Genomic DNA, 19,096 nt, shown 5'->3' on the forward strand with positions numbered 1-19,096 from the left:
GACAAGAATCGCAAGGTAGCTGATTTATACCCCCTAAACGCAAAAGTGCCAAAACGGTGTCAGCCAAAAGTGGTGATGGGTTAAAGCTTGGATTGTCCAGTTTTTATGAATAGTCGCCCTCAATTTGAGGAGTGGTTGCCGACTCTGTATCAGAATGATCTATCCGACACACAAATTACCCGCCCCAATAGCAAGCATATAGCCCACTGTAAACCTCCCTTAAACTAGGGGCATCCACATTTAGAGTTCTCCGGCGTAAACTACGCTCACACGGAGAGCTAATAATGAAAAAATCGCGCTACACGGAAACGCAGATAGTAAAGATCCTGAAGGAAGTAGAAGGCGGCAGACTGGTCAAAGAAGTCTGTCGGGAGTACGGGATATCCGACGCTACCTACTACAACTGGAAATCCAAATACGGCGGTATGGAGGCGTCCGATATCAAACGGCTCAAGGAACTGGAGGAAGAGAATCGTCGTTTGAAGGCGATGTTCGCTGACCTCAGTCTGGAACATAAGATCCTCAAAGATATCGTTGAAAAAAGCTGTAAAGCCAGCGATTAGGCGAGAGCTGGTCGACTATGCCCGACAAGAGCATAGTGCCAGCCTTCGCATGGCCTGTCGCGCAGTTGGCATAAGCGATTCAGTGTATCGGTATCGGCCCATTCCCAACCGGAATGATGAGGTGATCGCCAAGCTCCAAGAGGCAGTGGAACGCTACCCAGCTTACGGGTTCGACAAGTTGTTCAAAATTCTGCGTCGCTGGGGGCATGCCTGGAATCACAAAAGAGTTCACCGCCTGTACTGCGAGTTAAACCTGAATAAGCGTCGTAGAGGCAAGAAACGGCTACCCAGCCGCAACCCGGAGCCGTTGTCGGTTCCAGCTGAGGTGAACCACTGCTGGTCGATGGACTTTATGAGCGATAGCTTGTTCTGTGGTCGCCGCTTCCGGACCTTCAATCTGGTAGATGACTTCAATCGGGAAGCACTGGCCATCGAGATCGACCTGAACCTGCCGGCACCACGGGTGATCAGGGTGCTTGAGCGGGCCGTGGCCTGGCAGGGCTATCCCAACAAGCTGCGAATGGATAATGGCCCGGAGTTCATCTCCACCGCACTGGCTGAGTGGGCGGAGGAGCACAGCATCGAATTGGAATTTATTAAACCAGGCAAGCCGACACAGAACTCGTACGTTGAACGGTTCAACCGCACCTATCGTGACGAGATCTTAAACATGTATGTGTTCCGCACGCTGAACGAGGTGCGGGAACTGACCGAAAACTGGATCAGGGAATACAACGAAGAGCGGCCACATGACTCACTGGGAGATCTCACTCCCTGGGAGTATCTGGCCAAACATGAAGGGCTAGAAAACTCTAATTTAGGGTGTCACTAATTAGGGAGGTTTACAATGGACTCCCGAGGCACTAAATATCCAGCCACAGCCAATCGCGAACGAACTTTTCTGGGGCTCATCATGAAATGGGGGAAAGCCCGTGGTTTCGTGACGATTGAAGACCCCACTAAAGCAGTACGGCCTTTTTTGGAATCACCTGGCGGTCGCTATGTGCAAGATGAGGAATACAAAGCTTTTTGGAACTGGCTGGGGCAAAGGGGTCATCTGATGCACCAATGCGCAATGGAAATAGCATATCTGTGCGCTGCACGCCAACAAGACGTTCTCGCACTTACCCGGCATAATATTCAGGAAGACGGCCTATTGATTGCCCAAGCTAAGACAGGAAAACAACAGCTCAAGCTCTGGAATACGCCTCTGCGAAAGGCAGTGGATTCGGCCCTCGCAGGAAATACTAAAGCCAAAGTCCAGTCCGCACACATCATCAGGGGGCGCACTGGCCAGGGGTACACTCGTACTGGTTTCAATGCAGTCTGGCAGCGTGAGCAACGTGCTGCTCTGGCTGCTGGCATCATTAAAGAGCGCTTCCGCTTCCATGATTTAAAGATCAAGGCGGCAAGTGATTTTGAAGGGGATGTGAAGCATTTTACTGGTCACAAAACAACCTCCATGGCAGAGCGATATAACCGTACTCCAGACCGAGCATTTCCCTTGAGCAGGGGGATTGACAACGATGAGGAAAAAGATAAAGAATAGAGCTTTGTGGGCTGAGGTTATCGGAAAAAGCGTGTACGAAAAATCATCATGTTGTCTAAAACTGCTGTAAAACCTACTGGTTATATATACAGCTATTTGTACATGAATTCACATAACAAGTTGTTTTATAAGAGGAAAATACATCCTTGTGGCTCCTGAGGTCGCGGGTTCAATTCCCGTCGGCCACCCCAAATAAGCCTTTAAAATCAGGCAATTAAAGACCCTCTTCTCTGGAGGGTTTTTTATTTTTAGTGCTGGTGTGGTAATTCAGTGTGGTAATTTCGTACACAATCGATTTTTCCCGAAGCCCATGACGGGTGCTCTGAAAGTCACCATCGATGTCAGACCAGCGGGTGAGGCATTCATTGCGGTCGTAGTTTCAGTGATCCTTGGCCTCAACTACGAGACAGTCAGCCAGGGCAGCACATAGGATGATAAGCAAAATCAAGCATCTGATAAACTCCTCTTTTAGGAGGTTGTACAAAAAGCTTTTGCCTTCGCCTCCAGAAAATATAAATAATTATTTGAAGGTCCGACGTCAATTTATCACAGGAGGAACAGTCAAGATAATAATAGCTATCACGATCACCACTTAGATTTAATCCCAATCCGAATCTTAGAACTTATGTTTAAATTTATTTTGAGAAAAATATCTGCTGTAGTCATTATATTCTGCAGCATGGAAGCAATAGCTGCTGAAACCATCACCGGAGAAATTAAAAGACTCTACCCAGACAGAGGTAAAATATTTTTCCGGTTAAAAAACGATACCTGTATTGCGGGCAACCAATATTACTATTTCGAAATGAATGAGGAGGATGCCAGAGGTAAATATGCAGCAAAAAACTGGTATTCCATGCTTCTTGCAAACGGTATGGCAGGAAAGAAGGTAACAGTAAGTGTTCCTGAATGTCCACCGTCTGGCAACATAGAGATACTGTATCTCTTCCAAGAGTACTAATCACAATAAGGAGGGCCTCTAGCCCTCCTTCACTCCCCAATCGCTACCCGCAGATTCACCGTACGCTAGATGTACACTATGCGCCAAACTCTTTTGTTTGCTTTCCCGTTAATTGTTTAGAGCCGTCTGGAACTGAACTGATTCCTCTTCAGTTAAAGTCAATCCATACTTCTCAACAATTGCCATAAACCGCTTAATATAAATTGCCTGCACTGGCTCATACAGAACCAGAGACATCAATGCCAATAAGAACAGCTTACTAAAGCTGCTCTACGTCGGTATACTGAAAGCTTCCAAGCGCCGGGCGCATCCAGTCCAGAACTGGAACTTGACACCCTCGCCACATGACTTCGTCTCAAGTTACTTCAAAACCTCTTACAGCAAACCCCCATGATTCCACGTTTCAACAGTACTACCTCCATATATACCACATGTACCCAACCCATAAGCCTGGACGGTTGACCCTGAAAGCTTTGCTGCTATAACCATGCTTAATACCGCTTTCCCACCATCAGTTCTTGCATCCACTGCCAATGCATTGCCATAGAATTTGTTCGAGCACCCTGCTGGCTCTCCACCTAGGGGTTTATCAAAAATTACCATAGCCGTCCCATTTCCATCGACTCGAACTCGCTCTACTTTTCCAGTGACTGAACCAGCAGAATAAGCATTTGCCGCAAATAATGCTACAATAGCTAGAATCAATAACTTCTTCATTTTAAGCACCTTAATAAAATTGATTTAGCGAATACATTGTTTGACTCTCATCCGAAGATTTAATAGTCAAATCGAATAAAATCTTTCTATTCTACACCATGACAAAAGCCTAAAAAAGTTTCAAAAATAAGCCTCCCGATTAGAGGCATCAAGTGGAGAGGTAGCGGCTGTTTTAAAGCCCGATATTTGGCAGTGTTCAGGATTCTGTGTCACTTGGGCAAGGCATTTTTGAAAGTCTCATTTTCAGCGTAATTAGAACAGGCACATAATTGAGAAAAGGGGAACTCTAGCCTCCCCCCGTTACTCCCCAATCACCACCCGCAGATTCACTGTGCGCTGTATGCACTCCATACGCCACACCGCTTTGTTTACTGCCTCGTCTTCGGTACCCTCTGCAACAGCGGGGGCCTGCAGGGTTTCCACCTTGCCCGGCGTCTGCCAGGGCGTGCCGGCAGCATTGTTGCGCACCTGGTTATCCGTAGTAACAAAGGCACCGATCATCTTGTAGGCAAACTGGTCGGGGCTGCCGTCCTGGTCCAGATCGATTGGGTTGCGTACCTGTGCGATGCGCACAATATCACCGGTATAGATGCCGGTGGTCAGTTCGTAAAAGTGCTCGTCTTCTCCGGCATTGCTGATACCGCTGGCCTGTATGTATTCAACCATCCCATGCTCCTGTTGTTAGGGTTTATGCACTCCGTTGTGCGTAATAATCCGGTGCCGGGAATCCAAACCGGCGGCATAGCTGATATTGCCCACACTGATCTTGTACACCGTGCGCAGGCCGGCACATTGCACCCGCTCGACAGTTTCCCAGGTGAGCGGTTCCTCTTCATGCAGTACACCCAGTTGTACCCCCTGACAATGCTGGGCTTCGTATACTGTGCCTTGCGAGTCTGTCACCGGGGTTTCACGGCTGCAGATCACCTGGGCACCGCTTGCCATGGTGAGTAATACACAGAGCACTTCGTCCTGGGGTTTTACTTCGTGAATGGGTGCCAAGTGGGTATCCCTGTCACCCACATCCCAGCAGTCGATCAGATCCCCCGCTTTGCAGTGATCCGCCTGTAGCTTTTCTGTCAGCCAGATGCCGGCCGCTACGCACCAGGGATCATCCGGTATGGTGCCGCCACCGCCATTGGCAGGGGTTCTGATGGTGCCTATCTGCCGACGCCAGGTACCACCGGCGAGTTTGGAGTAGTTGGTGGTGGCCTTATAGGTGACGGCACCCCTTTGGGGCCGGGGTCATCGCAGTACACATAATATTTTCTGCTGAACGACAACCCGCTGATACTGCCGCTGTTGTAACTGATGGTGCCGAAGCCGAACTGCACGTTATGGGCGGCAATGTTGATTCTGGCAGTACTGCCGGCATCCACAGCGGAGAGTGCGGAGCTGGTGGGCAGGCTGGCAATAACGGACTGGATCAACGGCAGGTTGCGCTGGTCCTGCACTTCCACCACGTCGATCTTGACGTAGTCGATCAGCATCGAGCCCACTTTGTTGGAATAATTGGCGTAAAAAAAGCGGGGTGATAAAACGCACATTGGCCTGCATTTGGTCCTCCCCCCTTGAAGTGGTCCACCCGTATAATTAGGAGACGGAGGGGTAAACATGGGAATCAAACATCATAAGCCGGAAGAAATTGTCACGAAGCTGCGGCAGATTGAGGTGCTCTGCGGTCAGGGAATATCGCGTTTGGATGCGATACGCCAGATGCAAATAACTGAGCAGACGTTCTATCGCTGGCGTAAGCAGTATGGCGGGATGGGAGCCGACCAACTGAAGGAACTCAAGCGACTACAAAAGGAGAATGAGCGGTTGCGCCGAGCAGTATCGGATCTCACGCTGGACAAGTTGGTTCTGTCAGAGGCTGCCAAGGGAAACTTCTGAGCCCTTCACGTCGCCGTGCTTGTATTGCCCGCCTACGAAGTCGATTTCACATTTCTGAGCGTCGGGCGTGCCGTGTTTTGGGCCAGTATCGATCCACACAAAGGCGCCTGCCTGTTGGTCGTTACGACGAAAACCGTTTGGTTGCTGACATGGTCGAGCTTGCGCGACAGTATGGTCGATACGGCTATCGCCGGATTGCAGTTTTACTGAGAGATGTAGGCTGGCAAGTGAACAACAAGCGCGTGGAACGACTGTGGCGGCGTGAGGGGCTGAAGGTTCCAATGAAACAACCAAAGAAGGGATGGCTCTGGCTAAATGATGGGTCGTGTGTTCGACTGCGTCCGGAGTATCCGAACCATGTCTGGTCGTATGACTTTGTTCACCATCGGACTAACGATGGGAAAGCATTCCGAAGGGGCTGATCAAGACTCTGCGCAAGGCCTTCACGCACTACTCTTTAGCGCATCACAGTATACGGCGGCCTTGGAGGAAATCAACGCCTCTCCCCCAATTACATTACGAATAGTCCATGCCCAAATTACAGCCATAGAAAAGCCCCGCCGGCTTAACCAGACGGGGCTTTCAAAGGGGGGTATGGTCCCGCTGCGCATACTTCGCGACAGCTTAGCTGAATATAGTATCTTCACGCCTAGGCTGTCAATACATACAGGTTGTATTTAAATACAGTTATGCGGCATTATCCGCCAAATAAAGCGCTTCTATCACTCCTTGGATTAAGTTGCACATATTCTCCACCCATGCCTTGGTGGGTTGTAAGGTTATGTATTCAAAACCAATAAAGGATATCGGCATGAGAGGCTAATTGGTTGACAAAGTGTTCTAAACACCTTCGCATTAGTAATTTTATTGCTTCAAGATTTGGATATAAGTAGCCGAACAAGAGGCGCCGGAGCCGTCCACACTTATTCTTATGACTTTTCCTGTCGCGTATGCCATCAAAGCGGTTGATAGCATTGAATCCGCAACCGGATCACCAAGGAGAACTTTATTAATATCATAATCCCAGGCACTTCCGGCTGGATTTGGATCTCGTGGGTTTGCAGCAATTATCTCAGCCCTCTCAGTATTCTAAACTAGCACTTGTTCAATATCTACTGTCCATAACCCAGCAAAAACATTGCTAGAAAAGCTAAGCAATATGGCTGCAATACCAAAAATACATTTTTGACTATTCATACTTACTCATTAAAAAATCGGAAATAAAAAGCCACTTCGCGGTCTACAAAAGACCCGACGCAAATCAATACCCTACCTAGTAGTATCACGAAATACTGGGCCGAATCCCAGACAAGAAAAACCCGCCATTAAGCGGGTTCTTTTCTTACGGGCGCAAAAAGCACAACCTACAGGAAATCAAGATAACTGATTACGATATGAACAGTCAAGCTATTTTTCAAAAGCTGGGCCAAAAGTAAGAGTTCAGTTCCCGACTCAACCCGACGCCAGCAATATTGCGCACTTCATTCAGCAGCAGCCGACCAGTGTTCACCAGCAGATATAGAGCTTTGTACTCCTGCGCAGTCTCAGCGATTTCGTGCCCATCTGCCCTGAGTTCAACCAGCAGTTGCTCCAAAGGCCGATTGTAGCCTTCATCTAGCATCGCATCATGGGTCAGCCAAGCTTGGTACTCAAGTGGCATAATGCGCGGTTTCGCAGTTTCCAGAGGGTAATGGTATTTACCCTGGGAGTAGTAGCCGGTCTTGCGGATAGCAGGCAAGACCTCCTCGAACACCCAATCTGCAAATTTCTCTGCACTTTTCAGCTTGGATCGAAACACAAGCCGATAAAGATCCGACTCAGGAATCAGGGTCAGGAAACCACCCCCCTGTTTCGGGGTAGTGGTTTGGTGCTTGCAGTGACGCTTGATTGCGTTCTCTGGTTTACTGTATCTGGTCCCCTGAACAAACTTTATACAATTCAGGAAAGCAACTAGTAGCTCCAGATTGTAGAAATGTGGTGAGCACAGAAGCTGAACATCCGCTACCAGGTAAAACTCCTTTCCCATTACGACAAAATGTAATAAGCAAAAAATGTAAAAATAACTTTACATTTACATAACAAAATGTAAAGATTTATTTACTTTATGTCATGAGGAAACGACAATGCACACTCAACAGCCCATAACCTATGAGAAAAAACGCATAAAAAACTCAGCGTATATATTTTTTTGGACTATAAGCTGGGGGGCGACTTTTGTTGTCGCGTCGGCTGCAGTTAATGTTTGGTGGCCGGAAAACATCGCCGTGCTCATTGCAGCCTTAGCTACCAATATTTCACTTATGATCTGCGTTATAATTGCTCACTGGAAATGGCTTAAAGATTTGGATGATTTACAGAGGCAAATTCAGCTTTACTCAATGGCATTTACTCTCAGTGTTACTTGGTTAATTACAACCCTATTGATATTACTTGAGGGAGTAGAAAACCTTCCTATCGGAAGATGGCATTCAGAAATATTAGTTGTCGTAATGAGTCTTTCATTGGTTCTTGGAAATATCATTGGGATGCGAAAAGCGGCATGAAAAATAAGCTAAAAGTGCTAAGAGCAGAACGTGATTGGACGCAAGCCGATTTAGCTGAACGACTAGATGTTTCGCGCCAAACAATAAATGCAATTGAGAAAGATAAATATGATCCAAGGCTATCGTTAGCTTATAAAATTTCTAGCTTATTTGAGTTAAAAGTTGAAGAAATATTTTTGAGATAGAAAGCAAATTACACATAGCATTTATGTAGTGGTCATCGTGGCCACTATATATCCAGGTTTCTACTCCAGAAGCAATTCTGTATCAATTCTCCAAAGTTACTATTCAAGTCAAGGAAGATGTTGATCTGAGCTTTATCCAGCCAGGAAAGCCAACGCAGAATGTATTTGTGGAAAGCCTTAACGTCAAGTTTAGGAATGTGTGTTTGAATCGCCACTGGTTCAGAACATTGGAAGAAGCACGCTGGGAAATCGATCAGTGGCGAGAACACTACAACACCATCAGGCCGCATAGCTCACTCGGCTATATACCGCCCAGTTGAGATTGCTCAAAAGGTGGCGTAATTTACAGGAATCTCATCCTGCGAATGCTACTAATGCAGGGGGAAAGGTCACACTCATATCGTATTTCCAAGAATGCTATGACCTTAGGGTTTCCTCTTCGGCCTATTTGGCAATACCCGAAATTTAACTGTTAATTTGGCGCGACATCTCACACATAATTTTCTACAAATAGAATACGAGAAAACTCTAATTACTGACCAAATGAATTGGAGTCAATTACATCTTGACACCTATTCCCAGGATTGTTTTTAAGCATAAAACCATCGCTGGGGTAACGTAAACTTACCCAGAAAAATGGATTTTATCGTTCCAGACTATTGTGTTTTGGAACCTTCAGAGTATTAAAAAGAAAATTGTGATTTTTAATGATTACCAAATAAAACATAAAGATTACGGCGCCAGTTAAATTAAAATCCATTTTGCCGAGTTGTAAATCCAAATAGTAATACTATATTATTCACCCGCACAGAAACTAGTGCAAAAAGGATTGGTCGTGCCAAAACCATATAAAAATTAACTGTGAGGAATTGGATATGAATCAGACTCATATTTTTCTTTCACTGGCAGTACTCTCAGGGGCATCACATGCAGGCTCCCTTTACAATTTTGTTGAGATAGACCAAACTGCGAGCTTCATAAGCGGACATAATGTTGCAAAACAACCAGTAGTCGACGAAGTCTCTAGTAAGAAAGAGTATACTTTAACTGAGCGCGCCTCATCTTTAAGTGCCATAGCTGTCACTCCAGACGGTAAGCAATATATAGCAAAAGTAGACGGGATGGAACTTGCACTGTTGGAGCAAGCGATCGCAATCATTGAATCACAGGGCTTAGATGCAAGTATCTTTTCATCAAAATCTCAGTTACCCACAATCACATATGATAATACGAGATTATTTCCCTCTGTTGTTATAGGTACTGACGATAGAATACAAATTACCAATACCGTACAAGATCCTCATTGGTTTAACGGCCGCATTGATGTGGGATGTACTGGCACATTGATTACCGAAAAGCATGTCCTAACAGCAGGGCATTGCGTTTCCGATGGTGCAGGTAACTGGTACAGTTCACTTGATTTCACCGTAGCCCAAAACGGGAGTTTCGAACCATGGGGTAGTGAAACCTGGACAAATGCTGTCACCACCACCGCCTGGCACAATAATGCAGATACCAACCGGGACTACGCAATCATTGTATTAGCTGAAGCGCCTCACGGTGGGCATTCCGGATGGGGAACCTATTCGGGAGGTACGCACAGCGTTACCGGATACCCGGGAGATAAGCCATTTGGTACAATGTGGACAGACTCAGGCAATACATCCTCAACCACCTTCAGGGTGTGTTATACACTAGACACAGCAGGTGGCCAAAGTGGCAGCGGAATTAAAGACACTGGTAACACTGTCCGTGGCATCCATACTACAGGATCACCCACGCAAAACTGTGGAACCCGCTTAACCAGCACAGTGTATACTACTTTACAAGATTGGATTACAACTTATCCATAAAGCAGATAACTGGCTTCAGGTACCGGCAAAGGCGCCTTTTGGCGCCTTTTTAAATTGTGATATGAAAAAACTACTACTTTTGATCAGTTTTCTTAGTGCATGTGGAATAATGGCAAGTGAAGAGTCAGAATGGCAGCGTATCATGGTAAGAGGTAGTTTGATGACTCCTGACCCCGTTTTGCTCGAAGTACAACGCCTTGAACAATTAGGACAGGTAAAAGACGTGGTTATTCTTGAATCCTACCCTTTACAAATATGGCTTAGTGCTAATCCAGTAACGGTTAAAAAATTGCAATCATTGTCAGAAAAGAATAGATCGACACGTTAATTCAATTTGAAAAAAGATACCGTTATAATATTTTTTACGTGTACCAGTTCAGACAACCAGGAATGAAAAACCTGTATTAGGCAGTCTGGTATTTTCTCAATTTAAATCGATCAAAGATCGTTATTAATAAACTGCCAATGTAATTTAGGTTGTTTTTGCAGGCAGACTGTTTTGGCTTTCCGAGGTATTTGATTAGTTAGCGTAAAATCTCAATTACCCGCTCACCCGGTAAGCAAAATCCACTCTGGCAACCAGCTCATCTCGATTGAAATCGTTAATCATCTTCTGATGCTATCTGTGATTATCCTAGAGGGGATGTTGTGATTCAGCCTGGCCCAACCAGCCATCACTCTCACTCTGGAGACACTACTCGGCGTATAACTCTTTAAAGTGACGATTTTTGCTCTCCAGTACCATTTAACAGATCATTATGGATGGCATATATATCGTCATATTTGGGGCACCACTTACAACAGGCAACAGAACCTATACCGCATTTTAGACATAGCTTGGGCTCTAGGTGTCGGTTTATCACTGCCTAAGCATTGTGATAGTTTGACTATCCAAGAACTTCAATTTTCTACACCGATTTTGACGTAGATTACCTTTCGGGGAAATACCTTCGGGCTATCCTCTTATCACATCAATCGTATTATTGAATTGAATTTACTAATTCTGTATTTAGATTCTGGAATAGTGAATAGAGGATGGGAAAAAGTGTGATGAGAAAGGTTAATATATTAAATGATATAAAGAAGAATATTAGCTGTCTGGTACTATCAAGCTTGACTGTCGTTGTAAACATCGCCGCAACCTCTGCCGAAGCATGCACCCGCATTCTCTATGAAACCGGCGTGGGAACTTATATCACTGGACGATCCATGGATTGGAGTGATACTGCAGCTGCAATGGATTTCTGGATATTTCCCCGGGGCATGCGGCGTAACGGTGGCGTTGGTAAAGGTTCAATCACCTGGGACTCCAAGTATGGATCTGTCATTATCAGTATTTATGACGCAGCGACCTCGGATGGGATAAATGAAGCCGGCTTGGTAGGAAACCTTCTCTATCTTGCAGAAACCAATTACGGGGATGCTGATACTCGAGGAAAGCCTACAATTTCAGTTGGAGCCTGGCTACAATATTTTCTTGATAATTATGCAACTGTTTCTGAAGCTGTTCAGGTGATGAAAGCAGACCCTATCACGGTCATTTCTGCTAATCTGCCAAACGGTAAGCCAGCTGATGCGCATATTGCAATTTCTGACCCCACCGGCGATTCTGCCATCTTTGAATATATTGATGGTGACCTCAGAATCCATCATGGCAAAGAATACACGGTGATGACAAACTCACCTGTTTATGGACAGCAACTAGCCCTCAACACATACTGGAGCCTTATAGGAGGTAATAACTTCTTACCAGGAACCATTAGCGCAGCTGATCGTTTTGTTCGCGCCAGCTATGCTCTCAAGTCTTCACCTAAATTCAAACAACGCCGCGATGCAATCGCTTCAGTATTCTCCCAGATACGCGCTATCAGTGTGCCCCTGGGAATGAGCAATCCCAGTAAGCCAAACATTGCTTCAACACTGTGGCGATCAGTTATTGAACAAGATACCAAGCGCTATTACTTCGAATCAGTCATTAACCCTTCGATTGTCTGGGTGGATCTTGACAAAATAGATCTGAATTCTGGTGCTAAAGTCATGACCCTGAAATTAGATATACCGGAGAATCTACAGGGAGATATAGCATCAGCTTTTAAGCCATCTGCACCATTTAAGTTTATTGCACCCAATTAGATTTTCACATGGAACTTTGGCATTTTGCAAAAAAACGAGTCAGAGCTGTAACGCAAACATGCCAACCACCAACGTATTGATTGTGATTGATTGAGTAAAAAACATGATTAAAAATTCCTCACCATCAAATCGTATACTGTCATTACTCATTTTATAATCATCTACAAGTTTACCATCCAATGACTCTTTGAACTGAATACAGCTATCCGTAGTTTCATAAAAATCTGCTCTTTCACCAATAAATATATATCCCATAGTCACAAGCCGGCAGGTCTATTAGTGAAAAGCAATAATTCCCGTGATATCTAATTCAAACATCTACCAGAACAAACAGAAACCATATTCGTAGAAGAATACTCTCCTTGCCACTTCAGAGATTTTGAACCACTTACTATTGATGCTTGAGTTCCCCCTCACATTTTTGTACATGAACTGTAAATTTCATGCAACTTCTAATACATACTGCAGTGGCAATTTATAGTATCGCACAATGCTCCTTTTACTTCATGTTGAACTGCATCACACAAACACAACCTTTAGTATTTTTATCATGGCTATTCAAAAGTGCATGAATATTTGGCATACTTATGCCAATCGATCTGCCACCGTATATCGTCATCAAATTCCTCATAATGAGCGTTCTTGACCAACCTGGCAAATACGCGGTCATTTATCATGCAACTACATAGCCAGAAAACATAAGCTAATTTCAACGCCCAGTATATCATTCTGGAAACGGCTTCGTCGCAGCATGAGAAAACCACTCTGCCTGGGAAAATAGTCGCCATCAAGCATTAAACTATCCCAAATAAAAACACTGCACTGGGTAGTTCCGGAAAAGTTATAAGCTACAAAGTGGCGTACTTTCAGAACCTGTACAAAAACCACATAGGGAAAGCACCTAAGTCGTCTATATTTTGAGTTGCGAATCAAAGCAGACACGGCCTGCAACCCGTGAGAAAAACATGAATGAAACTACTCGCGCCAAGTATCTTGCCATCGCCCTAGTTACTATAGGCTTGTTATATATCTTTGCCATGTATCCCTTGATGGTTTGGATATGGCCTTCTGGTTGGGGATGGATGCCTCCACAGCCAGAATACGAACAGCTTATTGTGGGTTTTTTTGCAACTCTGGGTATATTTCTGATTCTTGCCGCTAAAAATCTCTCTGCCAACCTCAATCTGATTTGGTTCACTATCTGGCTGAATATGATATATGCGACCATCATGTTATTGATGGTGTTAGCTGATCGAGCCGAGCATGCAAACTTGATCGGCAATATCCCTGTACAGTATTTAATTTCAGGGGTTCTCTGGTATCTACTGCCCAGGCACAAAAACGCCCGCTATTTGACGCGCTGATGATCTTGGTCGACACAGGATTTATAATTAAGCTATTGACCAAGGGACTTCATTCAAATTCCCCTGAGAAACTTGGCGACTTTACCACCTAAATTGGTGTCCGGGTTTAGTAGACCACTACACTGGTGACCATAGGATTTAAGCCACACCCTCTCCTCTAGATACAAACTTAAGGCACTATTTACTAATAACCGTATATGGCTGGAAATCACTACTGTCAAAACAGGCCAAATGGCTTTTCAAGCCATAAATTAAATCTGGCTGAGGCTCATGGTGAATACTGGTGACTATTAACTTAAATTCCTCCGCAGGAGGTCAACCCCCCATCCACCACCACGCACTCGCCGGTAGTATAACTGGAAGCTTCGGACACCAGGTAGAGGACAGTACCTGCCATTTCTTCAGGCTCTGCGTGTCGATGCATCGGGATATGGTCAATGGCCGCCTTATAAACCTCTTCGTGGGAAAAAAGTGCACCAGCAAATTTGGTTTTTGTCAGGCCCGGCAGCAGGGCATTCACCCGGATATTGAACTGTGCACACTCTTTGGCAAAGGCTTTGGTCATATTGACCACCGCAGCCTTGGTAATGGAATAGATACCCTGCCCCACCCCCGGTTGCAGCGCATTAATGGAAGCAATATTGACAATGGCACCACCGCCATGTTGTCGCATCAGCCTGCCTGCTTCCACCGACATAAAAAAGTAACCGCGAATATTCACTTCGATTGTTTTATCAACGGCACTCGGGTCTGTATCCAGAATATGACCGAAATAGGGATTGGTTGCGGCATTATTTACCAGAATATCCAGGCGGCCGAAGCGCTCACGGACACCAGCAAACACGTGCTGAATCTCCTCCAGATTGCCTATATGACAGGGAACAGGGTCTGCGCGACCACCGGCCCGAACAATATGATCAGCCATCGCCCGGCAGCCCTCGATTTTGCGGCTGGAAACCAGCACATGCGCGCCCTGTTGCGCCAGAAGCTTGGCGATAGCTGCACCGATCCCGCGGCTTGCCCCGGTTACCAAAGCGATTTTTCCTGTGAGATCAAAAAGGTTATTTGACATTGTCTATCCTTATTGTTCCTCTACACTCACTGCATTCTCCATCACGTATCTTGTCTCGGATAATATATCCTGAGCAGGCTATTGCTCGGACCAACTAATGACACTGGACTAGCCAGCCTGACTGGTGATATCCATGGCAGTTTGGGCCAGAGGTTCCACCAAGCGACCAAGCTTTGCCGCATCCCTGTTGGAAGCATTACCCTCAAGGGCACGTTTAGCCACGCCCTGTATAATGGCCGCTAAACGAAAAAAGCTGAAGGCCAGGTAAAAGGGCCAGTTTTCAATCCGGTCAATACCCATACGCACACAATATTTCGCCACATAATCTGCCTCGGTGGGGATACCCAAGGTTTCGATATCCAGGCCCAGCAAGCCGGACATCATGTCTCCGCCGGCAGGCATGCGCATTTGCATACACTGATAGGCAAGGTCGGCAAAAGGATGGCCAAGCGTAGACAATTCCCAATCCAGCAGGGCAATAATCCTGGGCGCCTCTGGGTGAAATATCATATTGTCCAAGCGATAATCACCGTGTACTAGCGCCACCCGACCATCGTCCGGGGGAAGTGCGTGGCCCAGCCACTCGATCAGCCGCTCCATCGCAATTATATGACGCGTCTCAGACGCACGGTATTGGTTGGTCCAGCGCTTTAACTGCCGCTCAAAATAGTTGCCCGCTCGGGCGTAGTCGGATAACCCGAGAGCCACGGGATCAAGGCTGTGCAAAGTGGTCAGTACCCGATTCATCTCATCATAAATGGCTGTGCGCTGTGCGGTTTCCACTGTCGGTATTGCCGCTTCCCAGAAAATCCTGCCCTCGCAATACTCCATTACGTAAAACATGGAACCTATCAGTGCCCGATCCTCGCATAGGTGTAAAACTTTGGGGACCGGCACATCAGTATTGGCCAGTACAGACATTACGCGATATTCACGATCCACTGCATGTGCAGACTTGAGCAGTTTACCCGGCGGTTGACGGCGCAACACATAGGTGGCCGAGGGTGTTTTCAGCTTAAAAGTGGGGTTGGATTGCCCACCGGGGAATTTACACACCTCCAGCGGGCCGGCATAACCGTCAATATTTGCACCCAGGTAGTCCTGCAGCTTTTCCAGCGGCAGGTCCTGTACCGCACTGCGCAGCGCCTTTGCGGTTTCAGGCATGTTCATGGGGATGCTCCGCTGCATAGCGGGCAGCGAGATTGCGCCCCAACTGCATCATATGCACCTGATCAGGCCCATCTGCTAAACGAATAGACCGTGCGTAAGCGTAATAGTGTGCAAGACTGTTGTCCTGACTTAAACCCACTGCACCATGAATCTGGATTGCACGGTCTATGACATTGCAGGCCATTCGTGGTGCAACGATTTTGATCATAGCAATCAGGTCCTTGGCCGCTTTATTACCCAGGCGATCCATATGTGCTGCCGCTTTCAGCGTCAACAGGCGGGCCTGCTCAATTTCACAGGCAGACTTGGCAATATCTTCACGCACCGAGCCCTGCTTACTCAAGGGGCGTCCAAATGCAACGCGCTGCTCCGACCGGAGTGCCATCATTTCCAGGGCCCGTTGCGCCTGGCCAATCAGGCGCATGCAGTGGTGAATCCGTCCAGGACCGAGACGGCCCTGGGCAATTTCAAACCCTCGCCCCTGGCCGAGAATCAGATTGGAAACGGGCACGCGCACATTGTCAAGAATCACTTCTGCGTGTCCCTCAGGGGCATCATCATAACCAAACACCTGCAGGGGGCGAAGTATTTTAACGCCCGGCGTATCGGTGGGCACCAGAATTTGCGATTGTTGCTGATGGCGGTCTGGATTGTGCGGGTCCGTCTTGCCCATCACAATCATCACCTTGCAGCGCGTATTCATCAGGCCACTGATATAAAATTTGTGACCGTTGATTACATACTCGTCTCCATCAAGCATAATAGATGTTTCAATATTCGTGGCATCGGAGGAGGCCACCTGCGGCTCAGTCATGGCAAATGCCGAACGTATACTGCCGTTGAGTAATGGCTTCAACCAGGTTTTGCGCTGGGATTCGGAACCGTATTGTGCCAGCACTTCCATATTACCGGTATCCGGCGCACTGCAGTTGAATACTTCCGAAGCGAACAGCACCTTGCCCATCTCTTCTGCCAGAGGGGCATACTCCAGGTTACTCAGGCCAGCACCGTAACGGGAGCCTGGTAAAAACAAATTCCACAATTGTGCTTCGCGGGCTTTGCTTTTCAGCTCCGCCATAACCGGTGGTTCACCCCAGCGATCCTGTTGTAATTGCTGCATATAAGTAGCTTCTGCGGGGTAGACATATTCCCGCATAAAACCTTTAAGCCGCTCCAGCAGGTCCTGTACTTTTTCCGAATATTCAAACTGCATGGTTTCCCACCTGTGGTTCAGCTGTATGTAATAAGTTTACGGCGCCCGTCTCTATCCAGATGCGGCACATGATTAAAACTGTGCAGGCTGATGCCCTGCGCACTAAAAAAAAATCGACTGGTTGCGGTGTTTTGAATCTGCATATTCAGATTGGCCACGGATTCGGGGGGACTGTCCAGAATCTGTCGGATCATCATGGCAATAGTTCCGCCAGAACTGACCACCAGGGTCCTACTGCCTTTAGCACTGTCACAAATCAGACCCAACACTTCACGGATACGGCGCTCGAAACTGCACCAGCTCTCCGCCGGCGTGATCTCCCCTGCCGCCCAGGCCAGCATGCCCTGCTTCAGGAAACGAAAGAAATCAGCACGGCTGGCATTGGGGCCGGGCGCACAACTAGGATTATGTGCTCCGTAGAGGCGCACCACATCGAGAAAATCGAATTCATCCAGCTGCGAAACAATTTCATAACTGCCCCGCCCCACCACTTGCAGGCCCTCGCAAATACCTTCGGTAGTCTGTCGATGTCGGTGCAGGCTGCCACAGAGAATCCGGTCAAACTGGAGGCCGGTTTGCCGCCAATAGTCCCCCAGCCAGCGGGACTGCTGCCAGCCATTCTCTGAAAGCTTGTCATAGTCCTCGCTGCCAAAGGACGCCTGTCCGTGACGCACCACAATACACTCTGCCAACTTGGGTATGCCTCTCTAAATCCATGTCCCTACCCTAACGGTCCCAATTGGATCATTAAAGTTTATTATGAGAATATATTATTATTCACATTGCTTATGATTGGAGAGGGGTTATGCAACTGCAAAAAATGGATACCAATCTGTTTGTGGTACTGGAGGCTATTTACAGTACACGCAACCTTACACGGGCCGCCGAACAGTTGCATATTACCCAACCGGCAGTCAGTAATGCCCTCGCGCGCCTGCGTCGTTCTCTGGATGATCCCCTGTTTATTCGCAGCCCTTCCGGCATGACCCCAACCCCCCTCACAGAGAGCATTATGCCGCGTGTGCAGCAGGCGCTGTCACTGCTCGCCAACAGCCTGAACGAGCACCGCCACTTCAATCCGGCTCAGGCCCACAAAACCCTGCGACTGTCTATGAATGACATGGTGGAAACGGTACTGTTGCCACGCCTGCTGGAGACACTGGAGCACCAGGCGCCCGGAGTGACTGTAGAGTCTTTTTATGTTCCCCGAGACCAGCTGGCCAAGGAGCTGGCTGCCAATACCCTGGATTTTGCCCTGGATATCCCCCTGGCCACAGCGGGCCAACTGAAACAGCAGCGCCTGATGCAAAACCGCTACCTGTGCATGTTGCGCAACGAGCACCCCCTGGCAAATGAGGCCAGCCTGACTCTGGAGCAGTATCTGCAGCTTGAGCATATCCACGTATCCAGCCGCCGCACCGGGCCCGGCCTGGCAGATATTGCCCTGAACAAACTGGGACGGCGGCGGACTATCAAATTGCGCGTGCAGCACTACCGGGTGGCCCCTCTGGTGGTATTGCGCACCGACCTGGCCCTGACGGTGCCAGCCAGTCTGGCGAGCCAGTACACTGCACGACTCTTTGAACTGCCTTTCCAGATACCCCAGATGGACTGGCACCTGCTATGGCATAAAAGCCTGCACGATGATCCTGCCAACCGCTGGTTCCGTCAGCAACTTCTGGAGGTATTGACAGAATAAAACGCTGGCAATAGTCCGGGCAAAACCGGCCCAATAGCCCAATACAGAAAGCTGGTACTGCGCAATCGCATGGAAAATGGCAATCCGGCACATGTTCACCAGCAGCCGGTATTTCCACTATGGCCATTCAGCAGACCATGAAAACCTGTTGGATGGCCGGCTGAGTCTCTGCGGGGAAAGA

General features: G+C 47.4%; 20 protein-coding genes and 2 pseudogenes. 12 read left to right on the plus strand and 10 right to left on the minus strand.

Annotation, left to right across the window (positions count from 1 at the left end; all coding sequences use genetic code 11):
• The first annotated feature begins 284 nt into the window (after positions 1-284).
• The 3 genes from M8T91_RS10760 (at position 285) to M8T91_RS10770 (ending at position 3,073) form a co-directional block, all read left to right on the plus strand.
• Positions 285-1,395, plus strand: a protein-coding gene (locus M8T91_RS10760) for an IS3 family transposase (protein ID WP_301413887.1) whose coding sequence is annotated in 2 segments (ribosomal slippage) — positions 285-538 and positions 537-1,395 — 1,113 coding nt in all. Because the reading frame shifts where the segments join, the coding sequence is not laid out codon by codon here.
• 81 nt (positions 1,396-1,476) lie between these two features.
• Positions 1,477-2,112: a tyrosine-type recombinase/integrase gene (locus M8T91_RS10765; RefSeq protein WP_301414159.1), complete on the plus strand. Its 636-nt coding sequence runs from the start codon at positions 1,477-1,479 to the stop codon at positions 2,110-2,112.
• A gap of 625 nt (positions 2,113-2,737) precedes the next feature.
• Positions 2,738-3,073 (plus strand): hypothetical protein, encoded by a 336-nt coding sequence (locus M8T91_RS10770; protein ID WP_301414160.1) that lies wholly within the window; start codon positions 2,738-2,740, stop codon positions 3,071-3,073.
• 375 nt (positions 3,074-3,448) lie between these two features.
• On the opposite strand, the gene M8T91_RS10775 is transcribed toward M8T91_RS10770, so the two are convergent.
• The 4 genes from M8T91_RS10775 to M8T91_RS10790 form a co-directional block, all read right to left on the minus strand.
• Positions 3,449-3,790, minus strand: a complete 342-nt coding sequence (locus M8T91_RS10775; RefSeq protein ID WP_301414161.1) for a hypothetical protein — start codon at positions 3,788-3,790, stop codon at positions 3,449-3,451.
• Positions 3,791-4,090: 300 nt separating this feature from the next.
• Positions 4,091-4,456: a hypothetical protein gene (locus M8T91_RS10780; protein ID WP_301414162.1), complete on the minus strand. Its 366-nt coding sequence runs from the start codon at positions 4,454-4,456 to the stop codon at positions 4,091-4,093.
• 15 nt (positions 4,457-4,471) lie between these two features.
• A complete protein-coding gene (locus tag M8T91_RS10785; RefSeq protein WP_301414163.1) occupies positions 4,472-4,792 on the minus strand; it encodes a hypothetical protein in 321 nt (106 codons plus the stop codon).
• A gap of 158 nt (positions 4,793-4,950) precedes the next feature.
• Positions 4,951-5,280 (minus strand): hypothetical protein, encoded by a 330-nt coding sequence (locus M8T91_RS10790; protein ID WP_301414165.1) that lies wholly within the window; start codon positions 5,278-5,280, stop codon positions 4,951-4,953.
• A 124-nt stretch (positions 5,281-5,404) separates the two neighbouring features.
• Here M8T91_RS10790 and M8T91_RS10795 point away from each other — a divergent pair.
• Positions 5,405-6,096: pseudogene (locus M8T91_RS10795) on the plus strand (IS3 family transposase); the annotation flags it as partial.
• A gap of 1,001 nt (positions 6,097-7,097) precedes the next feature.
• Here the strand turns inward: M8T91_RS10795 and M8T91_RS19025 are convergent.
• Positions 7,098-7,709 (minus strand): BRO-N domain-containing protein, encoded by a 612-nt coding sequence (locus tag M8T91_RS19025; protein WP_301414166.1) that lies wholly within the window; start codon positions 7,707-7,709, stop codon positions 7,098-7,100.
• A gap of 97 nt (positions 7,710-7,806) precedes the next feature.
• On the opposite strand from M8T91_RS19025, the gene M8T91_RS10805 reads away from it, so the two are divergent.
• The 6 genes and pseudogenes from M8T91_RS10805 (at position 7,807) to M8T91_RS10830 (ending at position 12,397) form a co-directional block, all read left to right on the plus strand.
• Positions 7,807-8,226 (plus strand): hypothetical protein, encoded by a 420-nt coding sequence (locus M8T91_RS10805; RefSeq protein WP_301414167.1) that lies wholly within the window; start codon positions 7,807-7,809, stop codon positions 8,224-8,226.
• Entirely contained in the window at positions 8,223-8,411 is a 189-nt protein-coding gene (locus M8T91_RS10810; RefSeq protein WP_301414168.1) for a type II toxin-antitoxin system RelB family anti-toxin, read from the plus strand. The genes M8T91_RS10805 and M8T91_RS10810 overlap by 4 nt, the downstream gene beginning before the upstream one ends.
• 116 nt (positions 8,412-8,527) lie before the next feature.
• Positions 8,528-8,753: pseudogene (locus M8T91_RS10815) on the plus strand (integrase core domain-containing protein); the annotation flags it as partial.
• Positions 8,754-9,286: 533 nt separating this feature from the next.
• Entirely contained in the window at positions 9,287-10,264 is a 978-nt protein-coding gene (locus tag M8T91_RS10820) for a trypsin-like serine peptidase (protein ID WP_301414169.1), read from the plus strand.
• A 61-nt stretch (positions 10,265-10,325) separates the two neighbouring features.
• Positions 10,326-10,592 (plus strand): hypothetical protein, encoded by a 267-nt coding sequence (locus M8T91_RS10825; protein WP_301414170.1) that lies wholly within the window; start codon positions 10,326-10,328, stop codon positions 10,590-10,592.
• A gap of 722 nt (positions 10,593-11,314) precedes the next feature.
• Positions 11,315-12,397 carry a linear amide C-N hydrolase gene (locus M8T91_RS10830; RefSeq protein WP_301419067.1) on the plus strand — a complete coding sequence of 361 codons (1,083 nt, stop codon included), beginning with the start codon at positions 11,315-11,317 and terminating at the stop codon, positions 12,395-12,397.
• Between the two features lie 39 nt (positions 12,398-12,436).
• Here the strand turns inward: M8T91_RS10830 and M8T91_RS10835 are convergent, their stop codons facing one another.
• Positions 12,437-12,652, minus strand: a complete 216-nt coding sequence (locus M8T91_RS10835; RefSeq protein WP_301414171.1) for a hypothetical protein — start codon at positions 12,650-12,652, stop codon at positions 12,437-12,439.
• Positions 12,653-13,362: 710 nt separating this feature from the next.
• On the opposite strand from M8T91_RS10835, the gene M8T91_RS10840 reads away from it, so the two are divergent.
• Positions 13,363-13,761 carry a DUF6632 domain-containing protein gene (locus tag M8T91_RS10840; RefSeq protein ID WP_301414172.1) on the plus strand — a complete coding sequence of 133 codons (399 nt, stop codon included), beginning with the start codon at positions 13,363-13,365 and terminating at the stop codon, positions 13,759-13,761.
• A 295-nt stretch (positions 13,762-14,056) separates the two neighbouring features.
• On the opposite strand, the gene M8T91_RS10845 is transcribed toward M8T91_RS10840, so the two are convergent.
• The 4 genes from M8T91_RS10845 to M8T91_RS10860 all read right to left on the minus strand — a co-directional run bounded on the left by M8T91_RS10845 (position 14,057) and on the right by M8T91_RS10860 (position 17,893).
• A complete protein-coding gene (locus tag M8T91_RS10845; RefSeq protein WP_301414173.1) occupies positions 14,057-14,833 on the minus strand; it encodes an SDR family oxidoreductase in 777 nt (258 codons plus the stop codon).
• 108 nt (positions 14,834-14,941) lie between these two features.
• Positions 14,942-15,997: a phosphotransferase gene (locus M8T91_RS10850; protein WP_301419069.1), complete on the minus strand. Its 1,056-nt coding sequence runs from the start codon at positions 15,995-15,997 to the stop codon at positions 14,942-14,944.
• Positions 15,990-17,216 (minus strand): acyl-CoA dehydrogenase family protein, encoded by a 1,227-nt coding sequence (locus tag M8T91_RS10855; RefSeq protein ID WP_301414174.1) that lies wholly within the window; start codon positions 17,214-17,216, stop codon positions 15,990-15,992. Before M8T91_RS10855 ends, M8T91_RS10850 begins: the two co-directional genes overlap by 8 nt.
• A 17-nt stretch (positions 17,217-17,233) precedes the next feature.
• Positions 17,234-17,893, minus strand: coding sequence for a histidine phosphatase family protein (locus M8T91_RS10860; protein WP_301414175.1), 660 nt, complete (start codon positions 17,891-17,893; stop codon positions 17,234-17,236).
• A gap of 128 nt (positions 17,894-18,021) precedes the next feature.
• Between M8T91_RS10860 and M8T91_RS10865 the strand changes: the two genes are divergently transcribed.
• Positions 18,022-18,915, plus strand: coding sequence for a LysR family transcriptional regulator (locus tag M8T91_RS10865; RefSeq protein ID WP_301414177.1), 894 nt, complete (start codon positions 18,022-18,024; stop codon positions 18,913-18,915).
• Positions 18,916-19,096 lie beyond the last annotated feature (181 nt).

This window comes from Microbulbifer sp. MI-G, from assembly GCF_030440425.1.
Lineage (GTDB): Bacteria > Pseudomonadota > Gammaproteobacteria > Pseudomonadales > Cellvibrionaceae > Microbulbifer > Microbulbifer spongiae.